The 17,930-nt window shown below is 64.1% G+C and carries 17 protein-coding genes; 9 read left to right on the top strand and 8 right to left on the bottom strand.

Features of this window, described 5'->3' with window-relative positions; translation table 11 throughout:
- Complete coding sequence (secA, locus tag VB716_RS00765) at window positions 1-2,886, top strand: preprotein translocase subunit SecA (RefSeq protein ID WP_323269464.1); 2,886 nt, start codon at window positions 1-3, stop codon at window positions 2,884-2,886.
- Here the strand turns inward: secA and VB716_RS00760 are convergent.
- The 4 genes from VB716_RS00760 to VB716_RS00745 are packed head-to-tail and all read right to left on the bottom strand — an operon-like array spanning window position 2,837 to window position 6,905.
- The gene (locus tag VB716_RS00760) at window positions 2,837-4,288 is read right to left on the bottom strand and encodes an ABC transporter ATP-binding protein (RefSeq protein WP_323248202.1); all 1,452 of its coding nucleotides are present in this window, start codon (window positions 4,286-4,288) and stop codon (window positions 2,837-2,839) included. The two genes, secA and VB716_RS00760, sit on opposite strands and share 50 nt — an antisense overlap.
- A 5-nt stretch (window positions 4,289-4,293) precedes the next feature.
- Window positions 4,294-5,121 (bottom strand): ABC transporter permease, encoded by an 828-nt coding sequence (locus tag VB716_RS00755; RefSeq protein ID WP_197157577.1) that lies wholly within the window; start codon window positions 5,119-5,121, stop codon window positions 4,294-4,296.
- 23 nt (window positions 5,122-5,144) lie between these two features.
- Entirely contained in the window at window positions 5,145-5,885 is a 741-nt protein-coding gene (gene cysE, locus VB716_RS00750; protein WP_323269463.1) for a serine O-acetyltransferase, read from the bottom strand.
- A 24-nt stretch (window positions 5,886-5,909) separates the two neighbouring features.
- Entirely contained in the window at window positions 5,910-6,905 is a 996-nt protein-coding gene (locus tag VB716_RS00745; protein ID WP_197157580.1) for a GntR family transcriptional regulator, read from the bottom strand.
- Window positions 6,906-7,050: 145 nt separating this feature from the next.
- On the opposite strand from VB716_RS00745, the gene VB716_RS00740 reads away from it, so the two are divergent.
- On the top strand, window positions 7,051-7,929 hold the full coding sequence (locus tag VB716_RS00740) for a dienelactone hydrolase family protein (RefSeq protein WP_323269462.1): 879 nt from the start codon (window positions 7,051-7,053) through the stop codon (window positions 7,927-7,929).
- Between the two features lie 53 nt (window positions 7,930-7,982).
- Here VB716_RS00740 and infC read toward each other — a convergent pair whose 3' ends face one another.
- Window positions 7,983-8,651: a translation initiation factor IF-3 gene (gene infC, locus VB716_RS00735; RefSeq protein ID WP_322757840.1), complete on the bottom strand. Its 669-nt coding sequence runs from the start codon at window positions 8,649-8,651 to the stop codon at window positions 7,983-7,985.
- Between the two features lie 61 nt (window positions 8,652-8,712).
- On the bottom strand, window positions 8,713-9,654 hold the full coding sequence (gene miaA / locus VB716_RS00730) for a tRNA (adenosine(37)-N6)-dimethylallyltransferase MiaA (RefSeq protein WP_323269461.1): 942 nt from the start codon (window positions 9,652-9,654) through the stop codon (window positions 8,713-8,715).
- Between the two features lie 188 nt (window positions 9,655-9,842).
- Between miaA and gyrB the strand changes: the two genes are divergently transcribed.
- The 4 genes from gyrB to VB716_RS00710 are packed head-to-tail and all read left to right on the top strand — an operon-like array spanning window position 9,843 to window position 12,928.
- The gene (gene gyrB, locus VB716_RS00725) at window positions 9,843-11,801 is read left to right on the top strand and encodes a DNA topoisomerase (ATP-hydrolyzing) subunit B (protein ID WP_197157584.1); all 1,959 of its coding nucleotides are present in this window, start codon (window positions 9,843-9,845) and stop codon (window positions 11,799-11,801) included.
- Window positions 11,801-12,145: an SH3 domain-containing protein gene (locus VB716_RS00720; protein ID WP_322757841.1), complete on the top strand. Its 345-nt coding sequence runs from the start codon at window positions 11,801-11,803 to the stop codon at window positions 12,143-12,145. Before gyrB ends, VB716_RS00720 begins: the two co-directional genes overlap by 1 nt.
- A gap of 11 nt (window positions 12,146-12,156) precedes the next feature.
- The gene (locus tag VB716_RS00715) at window positions 12,157-12,522 is read left to right on the top strand and encodes a fluoride efflux transporter FluC (protein WP_197171468.1); all 366 of its coding nucleotides are present in this window, start codon (window positions 12,157-12,159) and stop codon (window positions 12,520-12,522) included.
- Entirely contained in the window at window positions 12,515-12,928 is a 414-nt protein-coding gene (locus tag VB716_RS00710) for a FluC/FEX family fluoride channel (RefSeq protein ID WP_231605446.1), read from the top strand. The genes VB716_RS00715 and VB716_RS00710 overlap by 8 nt, the downstream gene beginning before the upstream one ends.
- A 1-nt stretch (window position 12,929) precedes the next feature.
- On the opposite strand, the gene VB716_RS00705 is transcribed toward VB716_RS00710, so the two are convergent.
- Together VB716_RS00705 and VB716_RS00700 are read right to left on the bottom strand one after the other, a co-directional pair.
- Window positions 12,930-13,409 (bottom strand): glutathione peroxidase, encoded by a 480-nt coding sequence (locus VB716_RS00705; RefSeq protein WP_322757842.1) that lies wholly within the window; start codon window positions 13,407-13,409, stop codon window positions 12,930-12,932.
- Window positions 13,410-13,835: 426 nt separating this feature from the next.
- Window positions 13,836-14,234: a sulfotransferase family 2 domain-containing protein gene (locus VB716_RS00700; RefSeq protein ID WP_323269460.1), complete on the bottom strand. Its 399-nt coding sequence runs from the start codon at window positions 14,232-14,234 to the stop codon at window positions 13,836-13,838.
- A 395-nt stretch (window positions 14,235-14,629) separates the two neighbouring features.
- Here VB716_RS00700 and VB716_RS00695 point away from each other — a divergent pair, with 395 nt between their 5' ends.
- The 3 genes from VB716_RS00695 to VB716_RS00685 form a co-directional block, all read left to right on the top strand.
- Window positions 14,630-15,784 (top strand): glycosyltransferase, encoded by a 1,155-nt coding sequence (locus VB716_RS00695; RefSeq protein ID WP_323269459.1) that lies wholly within the window; start codon window positions 14,630-14,632, stop codon window positions 15,782-15,784.
- A 122-nt stretch (window positions 15,785-15,906) separates the two neighbouring features.
- Window positions 15,907-17,349, top strand: coding sequence for a magnesium transporter (gene mgtE / locus VB716_RS00690; protein ID WP_231598149.1), 1,443 nt, complete (start codon window positions 15,907-15,909; stop codon window positions 17,347-17,349).
- A 154-nt stretch (window positions 17,350-17,503) separates the two neighbouring features.
- A partial coding sequence (locus VB716_RS00685) for a sigma factor (RefSeq protein ID WP_416238065.1) occupies window positions 17,504-17,930 on the top strand: 427 nt, incomplete at its 3' end.

The raw sequence follows: 17,930 nt of genomic DNA, 5'->3' as shown, positions 1-17,930 counted from the left end.
ATGCTCAAGCTGCTGCTGGGTGATCCCAATGCCCGCAAGCTGAAGCGCTACCAGCCGATCGTTTCCGATATCAACCTGCTCGAGGAGGAGGTCGCTCCCCTCAGCGACGATGAGCTGCGGGGCCTCACGGCCGAGTTCCGCCAGAAGCTGGAGAACGCCCGCAGCGGCGGCGGCAACCTCGAGGCGGTTCAGAGCCGGGAGCGCAAACTCCTCGACGAGCTTCTGCCCCAGGCCTTCGCGGTGGTACGCGAGGCGGGCAAGCGGGTGCTCGGCATGCGCCACTTCGATGTGCAGCTGATCGGCGGCATGGTGCTGCACAACGGCCAGATCGCCGAGATGAAGACCGGCGAAGGCAAGACCCTGGTGGCCACACTGCCCGCCTACCTCAATGCCCTCACCGGCCGTGGCGTGCACGTGGTGACGGTGAACGACTACCTCGCCCGCCGCGATGCCGAGTGGATGGGGCAGATCCACCGCTTCCTCGGGCTTTCGGTGGGGCTGATCCAGCAGGAGATGGTGCCCACCGAGCGCCGCCGCAACTACGGCTGCGACATCACCTACGCCACCAACAGCGAGCTGGGCTTCGACTACCTGCGCGACAACATGGCCAGCGACATCGCCGAGGTCGTGCAGCGCGAGTTCCACTACTGCGTGATCGACGAGGTCGACTCGATCCTGATCGACGAAGCCCGCACACCGCTGATCATCTCCGGCCAGGTGGAACGGCCCCAGGAGAAGTACCAGAAGGCGGCCGAGGTGGCGGCACGGCTGGTGCGGGCCGCCGAACTCGGCAAAGACGGCATCGATCCAGAGGGGGATTACGAAGTCGACGAAAAACAACGCAGCTGCACCCTCACCGATGAGGGATTCGCCAAGGCCGAGGAGATGCTCGGGGTGAGCGACCTGTTTGACCCGGCCGACCCCTGGGCGCACTACATCAACAACGCCATCAAGGCCAAAGAGCTGTTCATCAAGGATGTGAACTACATCGTGCGCGGCGAGGATGCCGTGATCGTCGATGAGTTCACCGGTCGGGTGATGCCCGGGCGCCGCTGGAGTGACGGCCAGCACCAGGCGATCGAAGCCAAGGAAGGCCTGCCGATTCAGCCGGAAACCCAGACCCTCGCCTCGATCACCTACCAGAACTTCTTCCTTCTCTATCCGCGCCTGGCCGGCATGACCGGCACCGCCAAGACCGAGGAGGTGGAATTCGAGAAAACCTACAAGCTGGAAGTGGCGATCGTGCCGACCAACCGGCCGCGATCGCGGGCCGACTGGACCGATCAGGTGTACAAGAACGAAGCGGCCAAGTGGCGGGCCGTGGCCCTGGAAACAGCTGAGATCCACAAAGCCGGCCGCCCCGTGCTGGTGGGCACCACCAGCGTGGAGAAATCCGAGCTGCTCAGTACCCTGCTGGCCGAGCAGCGCATCCCCCACAACCTGCTCAACGCCAAGCCGGAGAACGTGGAGCGGGAGGCCGAAATCGTGGCCCAGGCCGGTCGGGCCGGCGCCGTGACCATCGCCACCAACATGGCCGGCCGGGGCACGGACATCATCCTCGGCGGCAACAGCGACTACATGGCACGCCTCAAATTACGCGAGGTGCTGCTCCCTCGACTGGTTCGTCCCGAGGACGGGCACCGGCCGCCGATTCCACTGCAACGCTCCGCCGAAGGCGGTGGTGGCTTCGCCGGCTCGGGCAAGGCCGGCGGCACCCCGGCGGATCCGTTCCAGGCGCCCACCGAGGCCCGCGCCATGGGCAGCCTCTACCCCTGCGAACTCAGCCCCGAAACCGAGCTTGCCCTCTCCAGCCTGGTGAAGGAGCTGGTGTCCGCCTGGGGCGACCGCGCTCTCTCCGTGCTGGAGCTGGAAGACCGCATTGCCCAGGCGGCCGAAAAAGCCCCGACAGACGATCCTCAGATCCAGTTGCTGCGTGAGCGCATCGCCCAGGTCAAGGACGAATACGAGCAGGTGACCAAGCTGGAAGAACAGCAGGTTCGGGAAGCCGGTGGCCTGCATGTGATCGGCACGGAGCGCCATGAATCCAGGCGGGTCGATAATCAACTGCGCGGCCGGGCCGGCCGCCAGGGCGACCCCGGCAGCACGCGCTTCTTCCTCTCGCTGGAAGACAATCTCCTGCGCATCTTCGGGGGCGATCGTGTGGCCGGCCTGATGAATGCCTTCCGGGTGGAGGAGGACATGCCGATCGAATCGGGCATGCTGACCCGCTCCCTGGAAGGGGCTCAGAAAAAGGTCGAAACCTACTACTACGACATCCGCAAGCAGGTCTTCGAATACGACGAGGTGATGAACAATCAGAGGAAAGCTGTTTATACCGAGCGCTACCGCGTTCTTGAGGGGCGTGAACTGAAGCGCCAGGTGATCGGCTACGGCGAGCGTACGATCGATGACATCGTGGAAGCCTATGTGAATCCCGATCTTCCACCGGAGGAATGGGATTTGGGTCGCCTGGTGGACAAGGTGAAGGAATTCATCTACCTGCTCGAAGATCTGCAGCCCACGGATGTGCAGGGCCTTTCAATGGAGGAGTTGAAGTCTTTCCTGCAGGAACAGATGCGCAACGCCTATGACCTGAAGGAAGGCCAGATTGAGCAACAACGTCCCGGCCTGATGCGCGAAGCCGAGCGGTTCTTCATCCTTCAGCAGATCGACACGCTTTGGCGGGAGCATCTGCAGGCCATGGATGCCCTGAGGGAATCCGTGGGTCTGCGCGGCTACGGACAAAAAGATCCCCTGATTGAATACAAGAATGAGGGCTATGACATGTTCCTGGAGATGATGACCCAGATGCGGCGGAACGTCATCTACTCCATGTTCATGTTCCAGCCTCGTATGGAGGCGACAGCAGCTTCGGTGACAGCCTGAGTTCGGGCGGATCGCGCTGGAGCCGGCAGGCGCCGATCACCGTGGTGGCACCGGCTTCGACCACCCGTAAGGCGCGATAATCCACAACCCGGTGCACGAAGCTCTTGCCCTGGCCGTGCAGAGTGAAAATGCCCCCCCCTGCGAAATACAGCCCTGGCCAGAGCCCGCCCTGAAAAGTGAAACGCAGGCTCCAGGCACTGCCGGCAGACCAGGCGAGGCCGGGCTGGGTCATGGCCGCCGTCTGGTGCTCGGGGAAGACCTGACCACTGATCCGCTGGCCCGTATGGCTGGCCAGGTGACAGGCGAAGCTCAGCCCCTGCAGGTCCGTGTCGGCGTGATAGCTGAAGCAGAGGGCAAAGCCTTCACCGAAGGGCAGCACGTTGGCGCGCTGCCCCTCCAGGGTTTCGATCCAGGCGTCGATGATCCTGGCGCCGTGGCTGGGGTAGATCTCGCTGCTCTGGGGCAGCAGGCTGGGATCGAACCAGGCATGCAGGGGTCCGGGTGGAGCCGCGGGCTCGAGGGCCTCGGCCGTTGCTGCAGGACTGCCGGGGAAGCCGCTCGCTGACTGACGCTGCAGCCCCGGCCCCAGCACTGCATCCCATTCCGCGTCGCCGGCGGTAATCAGTCGCTGGTAGAGCACCGTCACCCGGGCCGGCTCCTCCAGGAGACGGGCACGGCCCTTGTGCAACAGCAGAGCCCTGTCGCAGTGCTGCACGATCTGGGGGCAGCTGTGGGTCACCAGCAGCACCGCTGTGCCGTTCTCCTTGAGGCGTTCGAGGTGGGCATAGCACTTTTTCTGGAACAGCTCATCGCCCACTGCCAGGGCCTCGTCCACCACCAGGACATCGGGATCCACGTGGGCCTGCACCGCGAAGGCCAGCCGCACCGCCATGCCGCTGGAGTAGGTCTTCACAGGCTGATCGATGAAGGATCCGATATCTGCGAAGGCCAGGATCCGATCCAGCCGTTGCTCTGTCTCGGCCCGGCTCAGCCCCAGCACCGAGGCATTGAGATACACATTCTCCAGACCGCTGAATTCCGGGTTGAAGCCACTGCCGAGCTCCAGCAACGCCCCCAGCCGGCCGCGCACCCGCACCCTGCCACTGGTGGGGGTGAGGGTGCCGCAGAGAAGTTGCAGCAAGGTGCTTTTGCCGGAGCCGTTGCGGCCCACCACCCCCAGCGTCTGGCCGCGGGCCAGGCGGAAGCTCACCTCCTGCAGAGCCCAGAACGGCTGGTACAGCCGGCGCCTGTCCCCCCAGAAGGCCTGCAGCAGCCGATCACGTGGGTGATTGTAGATGTGGTAACACTTGCTGATACCTTCGACCAGGACGGCGTCGGTGGTCGATTCCGACGGCCGCGTCATCGGCACCTCTGCATCGTGGGTCTGCGGGCTGGAGGTCATGGGAGTCAGAGCACATCGGCGAAGCCGCGCCGCGCCTTCTGGAAGAGACGGAAACTGATTTCGCAGGCCAGCAGGCCCAGCGCCACGCCCAGCACCACGTAGCTGGCGGACGGGGGCCGTCCCTGGATGGCCACGTTGCGGGTCTGCTCGATCACCACAACGAGCGGGTTGAGGCGGAGCAGGGGCTGCCAGCGCAGCGGCAGGGCGCTGAGGGGATAGAACACTGCGCTGAGGAACATCAGCATGCTCACCACGGTGCCCAGCACCTGACCCAGGTCGCGCACGTAGACCCCCAGCGCCGAAAGCAGCCAGCTCAGGGCCAGGCAACCGCTCACCAGGGGCAACCAGATCAGGGGAAGCCACAGCAGGGTTGGAGGAATCGATCCCTGGGCCAGCAGCTCGAACAGGGCCAGCACCACCAGGCTGGTGAGCGCATGGAAGCAGGCCGTGGCCACGCTCACGGCGGCCAGGATCTCAAGGGGAAAGATCACTTTGGTGACCAGATTGGCATTCTCGAGGATCAGCCCGGGCGCCTTGGTCGCGCTTTCCGAGAAGAGGTTGAACACGATCAGCCCGGCAAACAGATTGATCGCGAAACCGAGCGAGCCGGCCTCCTCCAGATCTCCCCAGCGCGCCTGGAACACCTCGGAAAACACGAAGGTGTACACCGCCAGCATCAGCAGTGGCGTGAGAAAACTCCAGCCCCAGCCCAGCAGCGACCCGCGGTAGCGACCCTGCACCTCACGAACGGTGAGGCTCCAGGTGAGTTCCCGCTGCCGCCAGAGGGCGCGCCAGAAGCGCGGGGTGATCCGTCGGTGCCAGCCGGCCTGCATCGCGGCAGGTTACGTGCTGCCGTTCACGGCGACTCGTCGCCAAGAAACTCCAGGATCTCCCGGTCCTTGAGACTCTGGGACAAGCCGCTGCAGGGTTCCCGCAGCGGCCGGCCGGCCGCCACCTCCTGCAGACAGGCCTGCATGCGCGTGAGTTCATTTTCAAGGGTATCGATCCGGTCCATCAGGTTGCGGATCACCCGGGCTTCGGTGTCCGGCAGGGCCGAGTGGGCCAGGGGGTCGATGCGCACGCCGGATTGATGCACCACCCGGCCGGGGATGCCCACAACGGTGCAGTTGGGTTCAACGCTGCGCAGCACCACAGACCCGGCGCCGATGCGGGTGTTGGCCCCCACCGTGATCGCCCCGAGCACCTTGGCGCCGGCCCCTACCACCACATTGTTCTCCAGGGTGGGATGGCGCTTGCCGTGCTCCTTGCCGGTGCCCCCCAGGGTCACCCCCTGATAGAGCAGGCAGTTGTGGCCCACCACGCTGGTTTCGCCGATCACCACGCCCATGCCGTGGTCAATGAAGACGCCCCGGCCGATCCGGGCACCGGGGTGGATCTCCACCCCGGTGAGCAGACGTGAGAGCTGGCTGAACAACCGAGGCAGCAGCGGGACCCCCGCGCCCCAGAGCCGGTGGCTGAGGCGGTGCAGCACCAGGGCGTGGAAGCCGGGGTAGCAGAGCAGGATCTCCAGGGTGCCGCGGGCGGCAGGGTCCCGTTCCTTGATGATCGCCAGATCGGCCCGGATGGCATTCAGCATGGGGAGATCATGCTGCGGCAGCGATCATGCTGCGGCAGACAGCAGGCCGATCTCCTTGCGCAGCTGGTCGATCGTGGCCGCCCCCAGGTAGCTCTGGGCACAGTGCACCACGGGCAGGCGCATCAGCTGGGCCCGATTCTGGCGCAGGGTCTGCTCCACCAGCGGCAGGCTGGGCCGGTCGCAGAGCACATGGCTGGCGGCGCGCAGCAGGGCCAGCAGGCGGCTGCCGGTGTCGGGATTGGCGGTCATCACCAGCAGTTCATTGCCGCGCATGCTGTGCAGGATCACCTCGGCGGCCCTGAGGATCCCCGGGCTGATGCTCACCAGGCCCACGCAGCTGCCGGCCCGCAGCTCCTTGAGCAGGTTGAGTTCGTGGCGGAAGTCGTTGAGGTCCACCGGCACGGCCCGCACGCCATGGCGCTTGGCGATCTCCTCCACCGGTTGCAGGAAATAGCGGCTGGTCACCACCGTGCCGTTGTTGGAGCTCTCCAGCACCGATTCCAGCTCCTCCATCGGCACCACCTCCACCGGCACCTCCAGATTGGGGGCCAGTTCCTCGGCGATCAGATGGGAAGCGCCGATGTCTTCCCGGGGGGTGCTCACCAGCACCCGGGCGCCACAGCGCAGCCGCCAGTCGATCTCGCGGGTGAACAGATCGCGGGCCTGCTGCAGGGTGCAGCCGGCATTGAGCAGTCCATCCACGCTCTGTCGCACCTCCCGGTCGATGTCCGGCAGGACCTTCTGACGCGGACCGGGGGGTAGACGGATCTCGCGGGGGTTCTGCTGGTCGCGCACATAGATGCCGGAGCCGGCCATGGCCTCCACCACGCCATCGTTCTCGAGCTGGCGGTAGACCTTGCTGATCGTGTTGCGGTGCAGGCCCGTCTGCATCGCCAGCTGACGCGTACTCGGCAAGCGGTGGCCGGGTGGGTAATGGCGGGCTGCGATCGCGAAACAGATCTGGTTGTAGAGCTGGGTCGACGCCGGGATATCACTTTCCTGTTGAATGTGGAATCGCACGCCGGAGGGGACAGACCTTTCGCCGGCCACCCTAAGGATCAAACCCCCCGGTGACAATTGCCCCGTTGGCATACGGTCATGTGCCGGTCTGGTCCGTTTTTGCAACCGGGGCGACCGCACAATGGCGGCTGAGCGATCCGCCGCCATGACATCCGATGCCGCCGCTGCTCAGACCTCTGTGGCTCCGGCCGCTGCCGACTGGGTGACGATCCCGGTCGCCGCCTCAGCTGACGTCGCTGCTACCGAGCTGCGTTGCTGGTGGGAACCGGCCCGCGGCGGGTTCTGCCGGGGTGGTGTGCTGGTGCTGCCGGAGGTGTTTGGCGTGAATGGCTGGGTGCGCGGCATGGCCGGGCGCCTGGCGGCCGAGGGCTATGCCGCCCTGGCGATGCCCCTGTTCTCGCGCACGGCGCCGGAACTGGATCTCCCCTACGACGCCGCCAGCCTGGCGGAGGGGAGGCACCACAAGGACCAGACCACCACCGCACAGATCCTTGCTGATGCAGCGGCGGCCGCCGCCTGGCTGACTGGGCAGCTGGAGGCCATGGGCCTCGAGCTGGAGGCCATGGGCCTCGGCGAGGGCTCCAGCGGGGGCCTCAGTGAGTCTGAGGGGCGGTCCGTGGGCCTGGGCTGCCTGGGCTTCTGCTTCGGCGGCCATGCCGCCCTGCTGAGCGCAACGTTGCCGGCCATCGCCGCCACAGCGGATTTCTATGGTGCCGGCGTGGCCAGCGGCCGCCCCGGTGGTGGTCCCCCCAGCCTCAGGGAGGTGGACCGGATTCCTGGCCGGTTGCTCTGCGTCTGTGGGCGCCAGGATCCCCTGATCCCACAGGCCGATGCGGCAGCGATCCGCTCAGCCCTGGAGGCGGCCAACCGGATCAGGGCTGATGGCCCCCCTGAAGCCCGGCACCGCTATCTGGAGGTGGAGGCCGGCCACGGTTTCCTGTGCAATGTCCGCGACGACTACAACTCCGCAGCGGCAGCCCTCGGCTGGGCTGCCCTGCTGGAGTTTTTCGCCGAAACCCTCTGAGTCAGGGGCCCTCGGCCCGAACGCCACCAGCTGGTCTTGCAGACGGCCGTGCTTCAGCCGGCGGTGGCTTGCACCCTGGATTCAATCACCCTGGTTTCCGTCTTTTCGGGCTTGCTGATCTCCGCCTTCGGCCTGGGGCTGGCGCTGCCTCCGCCACCGCCGGACTTGGCGACGGCCTGCTTACGTGGCGTCAGGAACATGATCATGTTGCGGCCTTCCCGCTTGGGAGACTGCTGGATCTCGGCCATCTCCTCCAGGTCTTTGGCCATCCGGAACAGCAACTGCTCCGCCAGGGCGGTGTGCTGGATCTCGCGGCCGCGGAAGATCACCGTGCACTTGACCTTGTCGCCGGACTTGAGAAAGCGCAGGGCCTGGCCGATCCGCACCTGGTAGTCGTGCGAATCGATCTTGTAGCGCATCTTGACCTCCTTGACTTCGGTCTGATGCGATTTCTTCTTGGCTTCCTTGGCCTTTTTTTCCTGCTCGAACTTGAACTTGCCGTAATCCATGATCCGGCAGACCGGAGGATCGGCCTTCTCGCTCACCAGCACCAGATCCAGTTCCCGATCGACGGCAACGGCCAGGGCAGCCTCCCGCGTGATCACCCCCAGCTGACTGCCATCGGCATCGACCACCCTGAGGTTGGGGTAATTGATCCGGTCGTTGATGTTGGGCAGCTCCCGGACGGGAGCACGGCGGTCAAAACGGGGACGGGGAGGCATTCAGAGGGGCGAAGGTTTGCTGGCTTGGACACCTGAGGGTCTGCCCAGGGTCTGCAGAGCTTCACCCTAGAACGGCCGCGATCTCTTGTCTGGCCTGTTGCGGGAGATCACCAACCTGATCCGCTTGCCCCAGCCAGTGGGGCTGGTGCTGGCGCCGGAACCAGGTGCGCTGCCGCTTGGCGAACTGACGGGTGCGTTGCTCGGTGAGGGCGCGGGCCTCCGCCTCGTTCAACCGGCCCTGCAGCAGGCTGCGCGCCTCGCCATAGCCGATCGTGTCCAGCAGGGGCAGGGTGCTGCCGTAGCGCACGATCAGCCGTTCGGTTTCGGCCACCAGGCCGGCGTCATAGAGCTGGCCGGTGCGGCGGGCGATGCGCTGGTGCAGGTCGGCTGGATTGAGGCCCAGTTCCAGCACGCGCCACGGGGGTGGGTTGCGGCTCTGCTGGCTGGAGAGGGGTTGGCCGCTGGCGTAGAGCACCTCGAGGGCGCGCTGGGTGCGGACCGCATCGGCCGGGGCGATGCGGGCGGCCGCCTCGGGATCGGCCTGGCTCAGAAGCTGGTGGCAGGTGGGCTGGCCCAGGGCGCTGAGCTGGGCCCTCAGCTCGGGCTGGGGCGGCACCCGCGGCGGCTCCAATCCCTGGGTGAGGGCCTGGAGATAGAGGCCGCTGCCCCCCACCAGCAGGGCCGCGCCGCGGCGGGCGTGCTCCCGGGCGATTGCTTCTGAGGCCAGGATGCGGAACTCCTGGAGGTTGATCGGCTGGTCGGGGCGCCGCAGATCCAGCAGCTCATGGCGCACCCGGCGTCGCTGCTCCGGCGTGGGCTTGGCGGTGCCCAGGTCCATCTCGGCATAGAGCTGGCGCGAATCCACCGACAGCACGGCCAGATCGAAGTGTTCGGCCAGCTCGATCCCCAGATCCGTCTTGCCGCTGGCGGTGGGGCCGAGCAGCACGATCACCAGGGGGCGAGGGTCCCCGGCGGTGGCGGCGCCGACGGGCGCGAGGGGCACGGCGGAAGGGGGAGCAATCGCAGCCAGTCTGCATCCCCCGTTCAAATGGAGCCGCAGAAGCGGCTGAGAGCCCCTGCAGGAAGCCAGTGATAGATTGCCCGCCGCGGCAAGGCCTGAGCAGGGCTTCCGCCCCTCTCTGCCCCGGGATCTCGCCGTCCTGTGCCGACTCCCTGGGGACACCCAACCGCATGAGCGACGCCACCAAAGTCCAGGCCGCCTACGGCGCCGAGCAGATCCAGGTGCTGGAAGGGCTGGAGCCGGTGCGCAAGCGGCCCGGCATGTACATCGGCTCCACCGGTCCGCGGGGCCTGCACCACCTTGTCTACGAGGTGGTGGACAACTCAGTCGACGAGGCCCTGGCCGGGCACTGCACCGAGATTCTGGTGGTGCTGCATGAGGATGGCTCCTGTGCGGTGACCGACAACGGCCGCGGCATCCCCACCGATATCCATCCCCGCACCGGCAAGAGTGCCCTGGAAACGGTGCTCACCGTGCTCCACGCCGGCGGCAAGTTCGGCTCCGGCGGTTACAAGGTGTCCGGCGGCCTGCACGGCGTGGGCGTGTCGGTGGTGAACGCCCTGAGTGAATGGGTGGAAGTGACCGTGTACCGCCAGAACCAGGTGCACCGCCAGCGCTTCGAGCGCGGCAACCCGATCGGTTCGCTCCGTTCCGAGCCCGGCGAGGAAGGCCGTACCGGCACCTCGGTGCGTTTTCTGCCCGATCTGGAGATCTTCTCCACCGGCATCGTCTTCGACTACGCCACCCTGTCGGCGCGGCTGCGGGAGCTGGCCTATCTCAACGGAGGCGTGCGCATCGTCTTCCGAGACGAGCGAACCACGGCCCGGGGCGCGGACGATGCCGCCCATGAGGAAATTTATTTCTATGAAGGCGGCATCAAGGAGTATGTCGCCTACATGAATGCCGGCAAGGATCCGCTCCATCCCGACATCATTTACGTCAACTCTGAAAAGGAAGGCGTTCAGGTCGAAGCGGCCCTGCAGTGGTGTGTGGATGCCTATTCCGACAGCATCCTCGGCTTCGCCAACAACATCCGCACCGTCGATGGTGGCACCCATATCGAGGGCCTCAAGACGGTGCTGACCCGCACCCTCAACACCTTTGCCAAGAAGCGCGGCAAACGCAAGGATGCCGACGCCAACCTCGCCGGCGAGAACATCCGCGAGGGTCTCACGGCCGTGTTATCCGTGAAGGTGCCTGACCCCGAATTCGAGGGCCAGACCAAGACCAAACTCGGCAACACCGAGGTGCGCGGCATTGTCGACTCGCTGGTGGGCGAGTCGCTGAGCCAATACCTGGAATTTCATCCCGCCGTGATCGACCTGATCCTGGAGAAGGCGATCCAGGCCTTCAATGCCGCCGAGGCGGCCCGGCGGGCCCGCGAGCTGGTGCGGCGCAAGAGTGTGCTCGAGAGTTCCACCCTGCCCGGCAAGCTGGCCGATTGCTCCACCCGCGATCCGAGCGAATCGGAGATCTACATCGTCGAGGGGGATTCCGCCGGTGGCTCGGCCAAGCAGGGCCGCGACCGCCGCTTCCAGGCGATCCTGCCGCTGCGGGGCAAGATCCTCAATATCGAGAAGACCGACGACGCCAAGATCTACAAAAACACTGAGATCCAGGCCCTGATCACGGCCCTTGGCCTCGGCATCAAAGGCGAAGATTTCGATGAAAAGAATCTGCGCTACCACCGGATCGTGATCATGACCGACGCCGACGTGGACGGCGCCCACATCCGCACCTTGCTGCTGACCTTCTTCTACCGCTATCAGAAGGCTCTGGTGGAGGGCGGTTACATCTACATCGCCTGTCCGCCGCTCTACAAGGTGGAACGCGGCAAGAAGCATTCCTACTGTTACAACGAGGCCGATCTCAAGAAGACCGTTGATGGTTTCGGAGAGAAGGCCAATTTCACCATCCAGCGCTTCAAGGGCCTCGGCGAAATGATGCCCAAGCAGCTCTGGGAAACCACCATGGATCCCACCACCCGCACGATGAAGCGGGTGGAGATCGAAGATGCCCTCGAAGCCGACCGCATCTTCACCATCCTGATGGGCGACAAGGTGGCTCCCCGCCGCGAATTCATCGAAACCCACAGCGCCGAGCTGGATCTCGCCCAGCTCGATATCTGATGGTCACTGACATCATCAACCCTCCGGCTGCTTCAGGTTGGCGCTGGTCCGTCTTGCTGGGCTTCGCCCTGATTGCTCCGGTGGGTCTGCCAGCCGGAGGTGCGGAGCGCAGTGTGCCCGCCGTGCGAAGACGCCAGCTGGATGAGCCTCTGTTGTCGTCTGGGGTGCTCGCGCTCCGCATTGCCCCTGAGCGCAGCGCGCCGGCTCTGGCAACGGTGGCCGTGGGTGAACCCTTGCACGTGCTGCGGATCTGGTCGGGCTTCGGTGGTCGGCGATGGTTGCGCGTCAGGAGCGGATCGGCCTGCGGCTGGTTGGCAGATCTGGGTTGCGGTGAACGAGCCTGAGCCGCCTGCTGATGCGAGACGCCCTGCTGGTGGCCCTGGGGGCAGTGCCAGGCGCCTGGCTGCGTTTCCGGCTGGTCAACCATTTCCAGCCCCTGGTGCCGCGACGTCACTGGGGCACCTTCGGGGTCAACGTGGTGGCCTGCTTCGTGCTGGGTCTGCTCAGTGCTCTGGAGGCGCGCTGCGGGCCGGCGGCGCCAAGGCTGGCTCTGCTGCTGACCGTGGGCTTTCTGGGAAGCCTGAGCACCTTTTCCAGCTTCTGCGTTGAACTGCTGCAGGCGCTGCAATCCGGCCAGGAGCAGCAGGGGTGGCTGCTGGCGGCCGCCTCGCTGCTGGCCGGCCTGGCAGCGGTGGGCCTGGGGCTGGTGATCGGTGGCTGATCCCGACCTGCTGCGTCGGCGCCGCCTGCGCTTCGCCCTGAGGGAGCTGGCGCTGGTGGGGCTGGGGGCGGTGCCCGGAGCCTGGTTGCGCTGGCAGGCGGGGCTGCAGCTGGGCCCCTGGCTGGGGGGGACGGCCTGGACCAACGCTCTGGTCAACCTGGTGGGCTCCTTTCTGCTGGGCCTGCTGAGCGGACCGATCCCGCGGCGCACCACTCTGCTGCTGGCTCTGGGGGTGGGCTTCTGCGGCGCCCTCACCACCTTCAGCAGCTGGATGCTCGACCTGGTGCGGCTGCTGCAGACGGCCCAGCCCAGGCTCGCCCTGCTGCTGCTGCTCGGGAGCCTGGCCGGCGGCGTGGCGGCCGCCGCTCTGGGACTGGCCACCAGCCGCCGCCTCTGGCGCGCCTGAATCAGGCCGCCAGGGCCGCCTCGATCGCGGCGGTGAGTTCAGCGGCATCGGGCTCCACGTTGCTCTTGAAGCGGGCCAGCACTGTGCCGTCCTTGCCAATCAGGAACTTCTCGAAGTTCCAGGCCACATCACCGGCAGGTTCGGCCTGGGTGAGGGTGGCATAGGGCTCTGTCTTGGCGCCGGTGGCATGCACCTTGTCGAACAGCTCGAAGCTGGCGCCATAGGTGGTGGAGCAGAACTGCTGGATCTCCGGCAGGCTGCCGGGTTCCTGAGCGCCGAAATCGTTGCAGGGGAAGCCCAGGACGGCAAACCCCTGAGCCCCGTACTGCTCCTGCAGGGCCTGAAGACCGGCGTACTGGCGCGTGAAGCCACAGCGGCTGGCCACGTTAACAATCAGCAGCACCTGACCATGGCGAGCGCCAAGATCGAGTTCTGAGCCGTTGGCAGTTCTGACTTTCACCCCACTGATGTTGATACTCACGCTTGTTGATTCCGTCAGGCTAAGCAAGACTATCCCAGGACAGCGCAGACTGACGCAATAAGACAACCCAAAGCAAAGGCTGGCCTGCCCCACCAAAGACTGTTCTGTCCCATGAAGGTTCAAAACTAGGGGCTACTCGGCGGGCCGTACAAACCGCCGAGGAGTTCGTAATCATCCTGCAGAAAATCTGTGAGCCGACGCACCGCAAGGCTACTGATGCTCTGCTTGCGCAACTTTAGCCCATCGGTTCTCAGTCGCGGGAATTCCAGCACCAAACCAGCCCTTGCATTAATCCATTCAATGGCCGAATCTAGCTCCTCAAATCTGAAAACCTTGTCATAGTAACTCAGGTCATCTCCCAGGCAAAACCGCTGACCTCTGATGTGGTGAGCTATTGCTGGAATGCCTTGATAGGCATTCAAGTTTTCAATAGATGCTCAAGGCCCGGCTCCAAGGAAGTCTCGGCAATTCACAATGCTGAGCATTCTCCGGATTGCGCCAGCGCGGATCAAATACTTTATTGGCATAGGCAGAGAGAAAGCGTGAGATCGGATCACGCACCACAGTCATTCTTTTCAAACCCTTCAACTCGGCTACGGGCTCAAAACAGGTTGGCTTACCACAGATCATGTAGAGCTCAAACCTGAGGCCATGCATCACCATGGGCTCATAGAACCTGCCATTGTCGATGCGGAAGAGGTGCTGGCGCATGGAAGAGCCTGCATTCTTGGAAGCGGGATGATAGATAACTTTGGAATTGGCGCACAGGACATACCCCATCCTATTCGACTGGCTATTGCGATGATTTCCAGCCGGATAGCGCATCTTTTACTACCAGATCTGTCTTGACTCATTCTTCAGCGATGAAGCCATTGTGGCCCTACCGCCCGTGCACTCAACCTGCAGTCCGCTGGGATTCAGTACACAGCGCAGCTTCGGGAACCGGCATCTCGCAGATAGACTTTGCTGACGCTGAGGTTGGCACTGGCTTGTCATCGCTGGTTCGCCCCTTATCAAGAGGTGTGGCGACGATGCCTTCTGGGTGCTTGCAGCAACTGGAGTGTTTGCAACAACCTGTCAGAGCTGGAAAGCTTCCAGGCTGAATCGGAAGACATCTGCACAGGCCGGATTCAGCGGGGCGCTTTGCATGGAGGGTCGTTGTTATGCTGAGTCGCCGTACAAGCCTCTTATAAATCTTGAAAATCCTATGTGTCTGGGAAATGGGTGGCGGACTGGGCCATCTCACACGGCTGAAACCATTTGTTCAATCGGCGCTGGAGGCAGGGCATGAGGTCAGCCTTGTCGTCAAAGAGCTGGCCAATATTCGGGCTGTCTATGAAACGATGCCTCACCACGTGTTCCAGGCGCCATACGAGACAACGCCGGGGTGTGCCATCACGCCGATTTCATGGCCAGAGATGCTGATGGTGCGGTATGGCAGATCCAAAAAACTAAGCTGCTTTCTTGAGGCATGGTATTCCATTCTTGATTTGGTCAATCCCGATCTTGTCATCTACGATGCCTCTCCAACAGCGCTCCTTGCGAGCCTGGAATACTCCTGCATGAAGTGGACCGTGGGAGGGCCGTTCTTCATGCCCAGGACAGATATGCCATTCGTGGGCATCATGCCAAATGCCAGTGGGACTCCAGACGTTAAAAAGCGCCTACACGATTCTGAAAGGACATTTTTGGATGTTGTCAATCAGGCGCTGATTCAGACCGGGAGATCAGCAATCGCCAATGTCAAAGATATCATCGAGCAAATGGACAAGCAGCTTCTGACTACGATTCCAGAGCTTGATTATTTTGGAGCCAGATCCATAGGAGACTATGTTGGCATGCCGCCATCTGATGTTCCCGGCATTGCGCTGCCTCCCTGGCCTGCAGCGGCAAGGCTCAAAGTCTTTGCGTACCTGAAGATTTTTCCTGGTTGGGAGACATTTCTTGAGGATATGGAAGCGATCGGCCTGCCTGCGCTGATTTATACACGTGATGCCAGCAATGCCCTGAAGGGCAAACTCAAGCGCCATATTTTTCTTGAAAGCCCAGCATCGATGGATGAAGTTTGCAGCCAAGCAGATCTCGTCGTGCATATGGCTGGCAGCCAGACTGTTGCACGATGCCTCCATGCAGGCGTTCCGCAGCTCATGATAGGAACGGGGCTTGAGCAGATCTTCACGGCAAAAGCCGCTGAAAAGATTGGCGCTGGCCTTGTACTCAAACCATCAAAATCTGGCTACGGAGAACAACTCGAAGCTGCTATTGCCTTGGCGAAGAAGGGTCGGATCAAGTTTCCCAAAGAGCGCAGAGAAATGCTGGACGGAGCTTACTTCAACTCTCACGTCAGAGCTTTCATGCAAGAACTTTCCCTTTAGCGGCCCCTATCTTCTCGCTGCAGCCGTAGAAAGACGATGCATCTCCATTCGATTTTCAGGTCTTGCTGTGGATGCTTTGACATCTAAGCTCAATCTGTCGTGGCCCATGCCCCCTTTACCAGATGCGTGAGGTCAACGGGGCACCAACTGCCATCGGTCCTTCCACCCCTCTGGCTGGTGCTGGGGGTACGACCAACGGCACCCCACTGGCTGATGTGGTGTCGCAGCAGCTGCTGCGCCTGCTGGAGGCCGGCAATTACGACGCCGTGAAGTTGCTGCTGCAGCCGGTGCAGGAGGTGGATGCGGCTGAGGCGATCGGCCTGCTGCCTCAGACCCTGCAGGCCCTGGCCTTTCGCCTGCTCCCCAAGGATGAAGCGATTGAGGTGTACGAGTACCTCGATCCGAGCGTGCAGCAGAGCCTGCTGGAGCGCCTGCGCTCCAGTGAGGTGCTGGAGCTGGTGGAGGAGATGTCGCCCGATGATCGGGTGCGGCTCTTCGACGAACTGCCGGCCAAGGTGGTGCGCCGCCTGCTGGTGGAGCTGAGTCCGGCTGAACGGCGTGTCACCGCGCAGCTGCTGGGCTACGAACCTGAGACGGCCGGTCGTCTGATGACGACCGAGTTCATCGATCTCAAGGAATTCCACAGTGCCGCCCAGGCGCTCAACATCGTGCGTCGCCGGGCCCGCGACACCGAGACCGTCTACAGCCTCTACGTGACCGACGCCTCCCGGCACCTCACGGGGATCCTCTCGCTGCGGGATCTGGTGACGGCCGATCCCGAGGACCGCATCGGTGATGTGATGACCCGCGACGTGGTGAGCGTGTCCACCGAAACCGACCAGGAGGAGGTGGCCCGGGCGATCCAGCGCTACGACTTTCTGGCGGTGCCGGTGGTGGACCGCGAACAGAGGCTGGTGGGGATCGTCACGGTCGACGATGTGATCGACGTGATCCAGCAGGAGGCCACCCGGGACCTCTACGCCGCCGGCGCCGTGCAGGCCGGCGATGAGGACGACTACTTCCAGAGCAACCTGTTCACGGTGGCCCGCCGGCGCGTGGTGTGGTTGTCAGTGCTGGTGGTGGCCAATGGCTTCACCTCCGAAGTGATCGCCATGCAGGAGAAGGTGCTCAGCCAGGTGGTTGTCCTGGCGGCCTTCATCCCCCTGCTGATCGGCACCGGCGGCAACGTGGGGGCCCAGAGCTCCACCGTGGTGATCCGCGGCCTCAGTACCCAGCGCATCCAGGCTCTGGGTCCCTGGCGCACGATTGTCCGTGAAGGCGTGGCCGGTGCCCTGCTCGGCCTGCTGATGCTGCTGGTGGTGGTGCCCTGGGCCTGGTGGCGGGGGGAGGGGCCGCTGGTGGGGCTCTCCGTGGGAATCAGCCTGCTGGCGATCACCACCCTGGCCGCGACGGCGGGTGCGGCCCTGCCGCTGCTGTTCGATCGGCTGAAGCTGGATCCGGCCCTGATGTCAGCCCCTTTCATCACCACCGCAACCGACGTGGCCGGGGTGTTCATCTACCTGCAGACCGCCTCCTGGCTGCTGAGCTGGATGGGCCAGGGCTGAGCTGGCTGCTGCCCCGATCCAGCCGGAGCCCCCGTTGCGGCGAATTCTGAGAGGAGTTCACAGTTCTTCAGGTTATGCTGACAGGAACGTGAAGTTCTGTGCCGTGTCCGTAGCCCTCTCGCTCGAAAATGCCCCGACTTCCAGGGTGGTGCCTCTGTCCGGCAGTCGTCCCTCCTCTCGCCCCGCTCCGGTCGATGGCGATCTGGTGCGCTCTTACCTGCGTGACATCGGTCGGGTGCCACTGCTCACCCACGAGCAGGAGATCACCTTCGGCCGCCAGGTGCAGGAGCTGATGGCGCTTGAGGAGCTCGAAACCGATCTGGAGGGCAACCTCGGCAGCAAGCCCAGCCAGTTGCAGCTCGCCGAGGCGGCGGGTCTGGATCCGGCCGTCCTGAAGCGGCGGCTGCACAACGGCCGCCGCGCCAAGGAGCGGATGGTGGCCGCCAACCTGCGCCTGGTGGTGAGTGTGGCGAAGAAGTACACCAAGCGGAACATGGAACTGCTGGATCTGATCCAGGAGGGCACGATCGGCCTGGTGCGGGGCGTGGAGAAATTCGATCCCACCCGCGGCTACAAGTTCT

It is taken from the genome of Synechococcus sp. CCY9201 (genome assembly GCF_034931105.1).
In the GTDB taxonomy this organism is placed as follows: domain Bacteria; phylum Cyanobacteriota; class Cyanobacteriia; order PCC-6307; family Cyanobiaceae; genus CBW1002.
The sequence above is the reverse complement of the archived record's forward strand: the minus strand, read 5'-3'. Positions and strand labels throughout refer to the sequence as shown.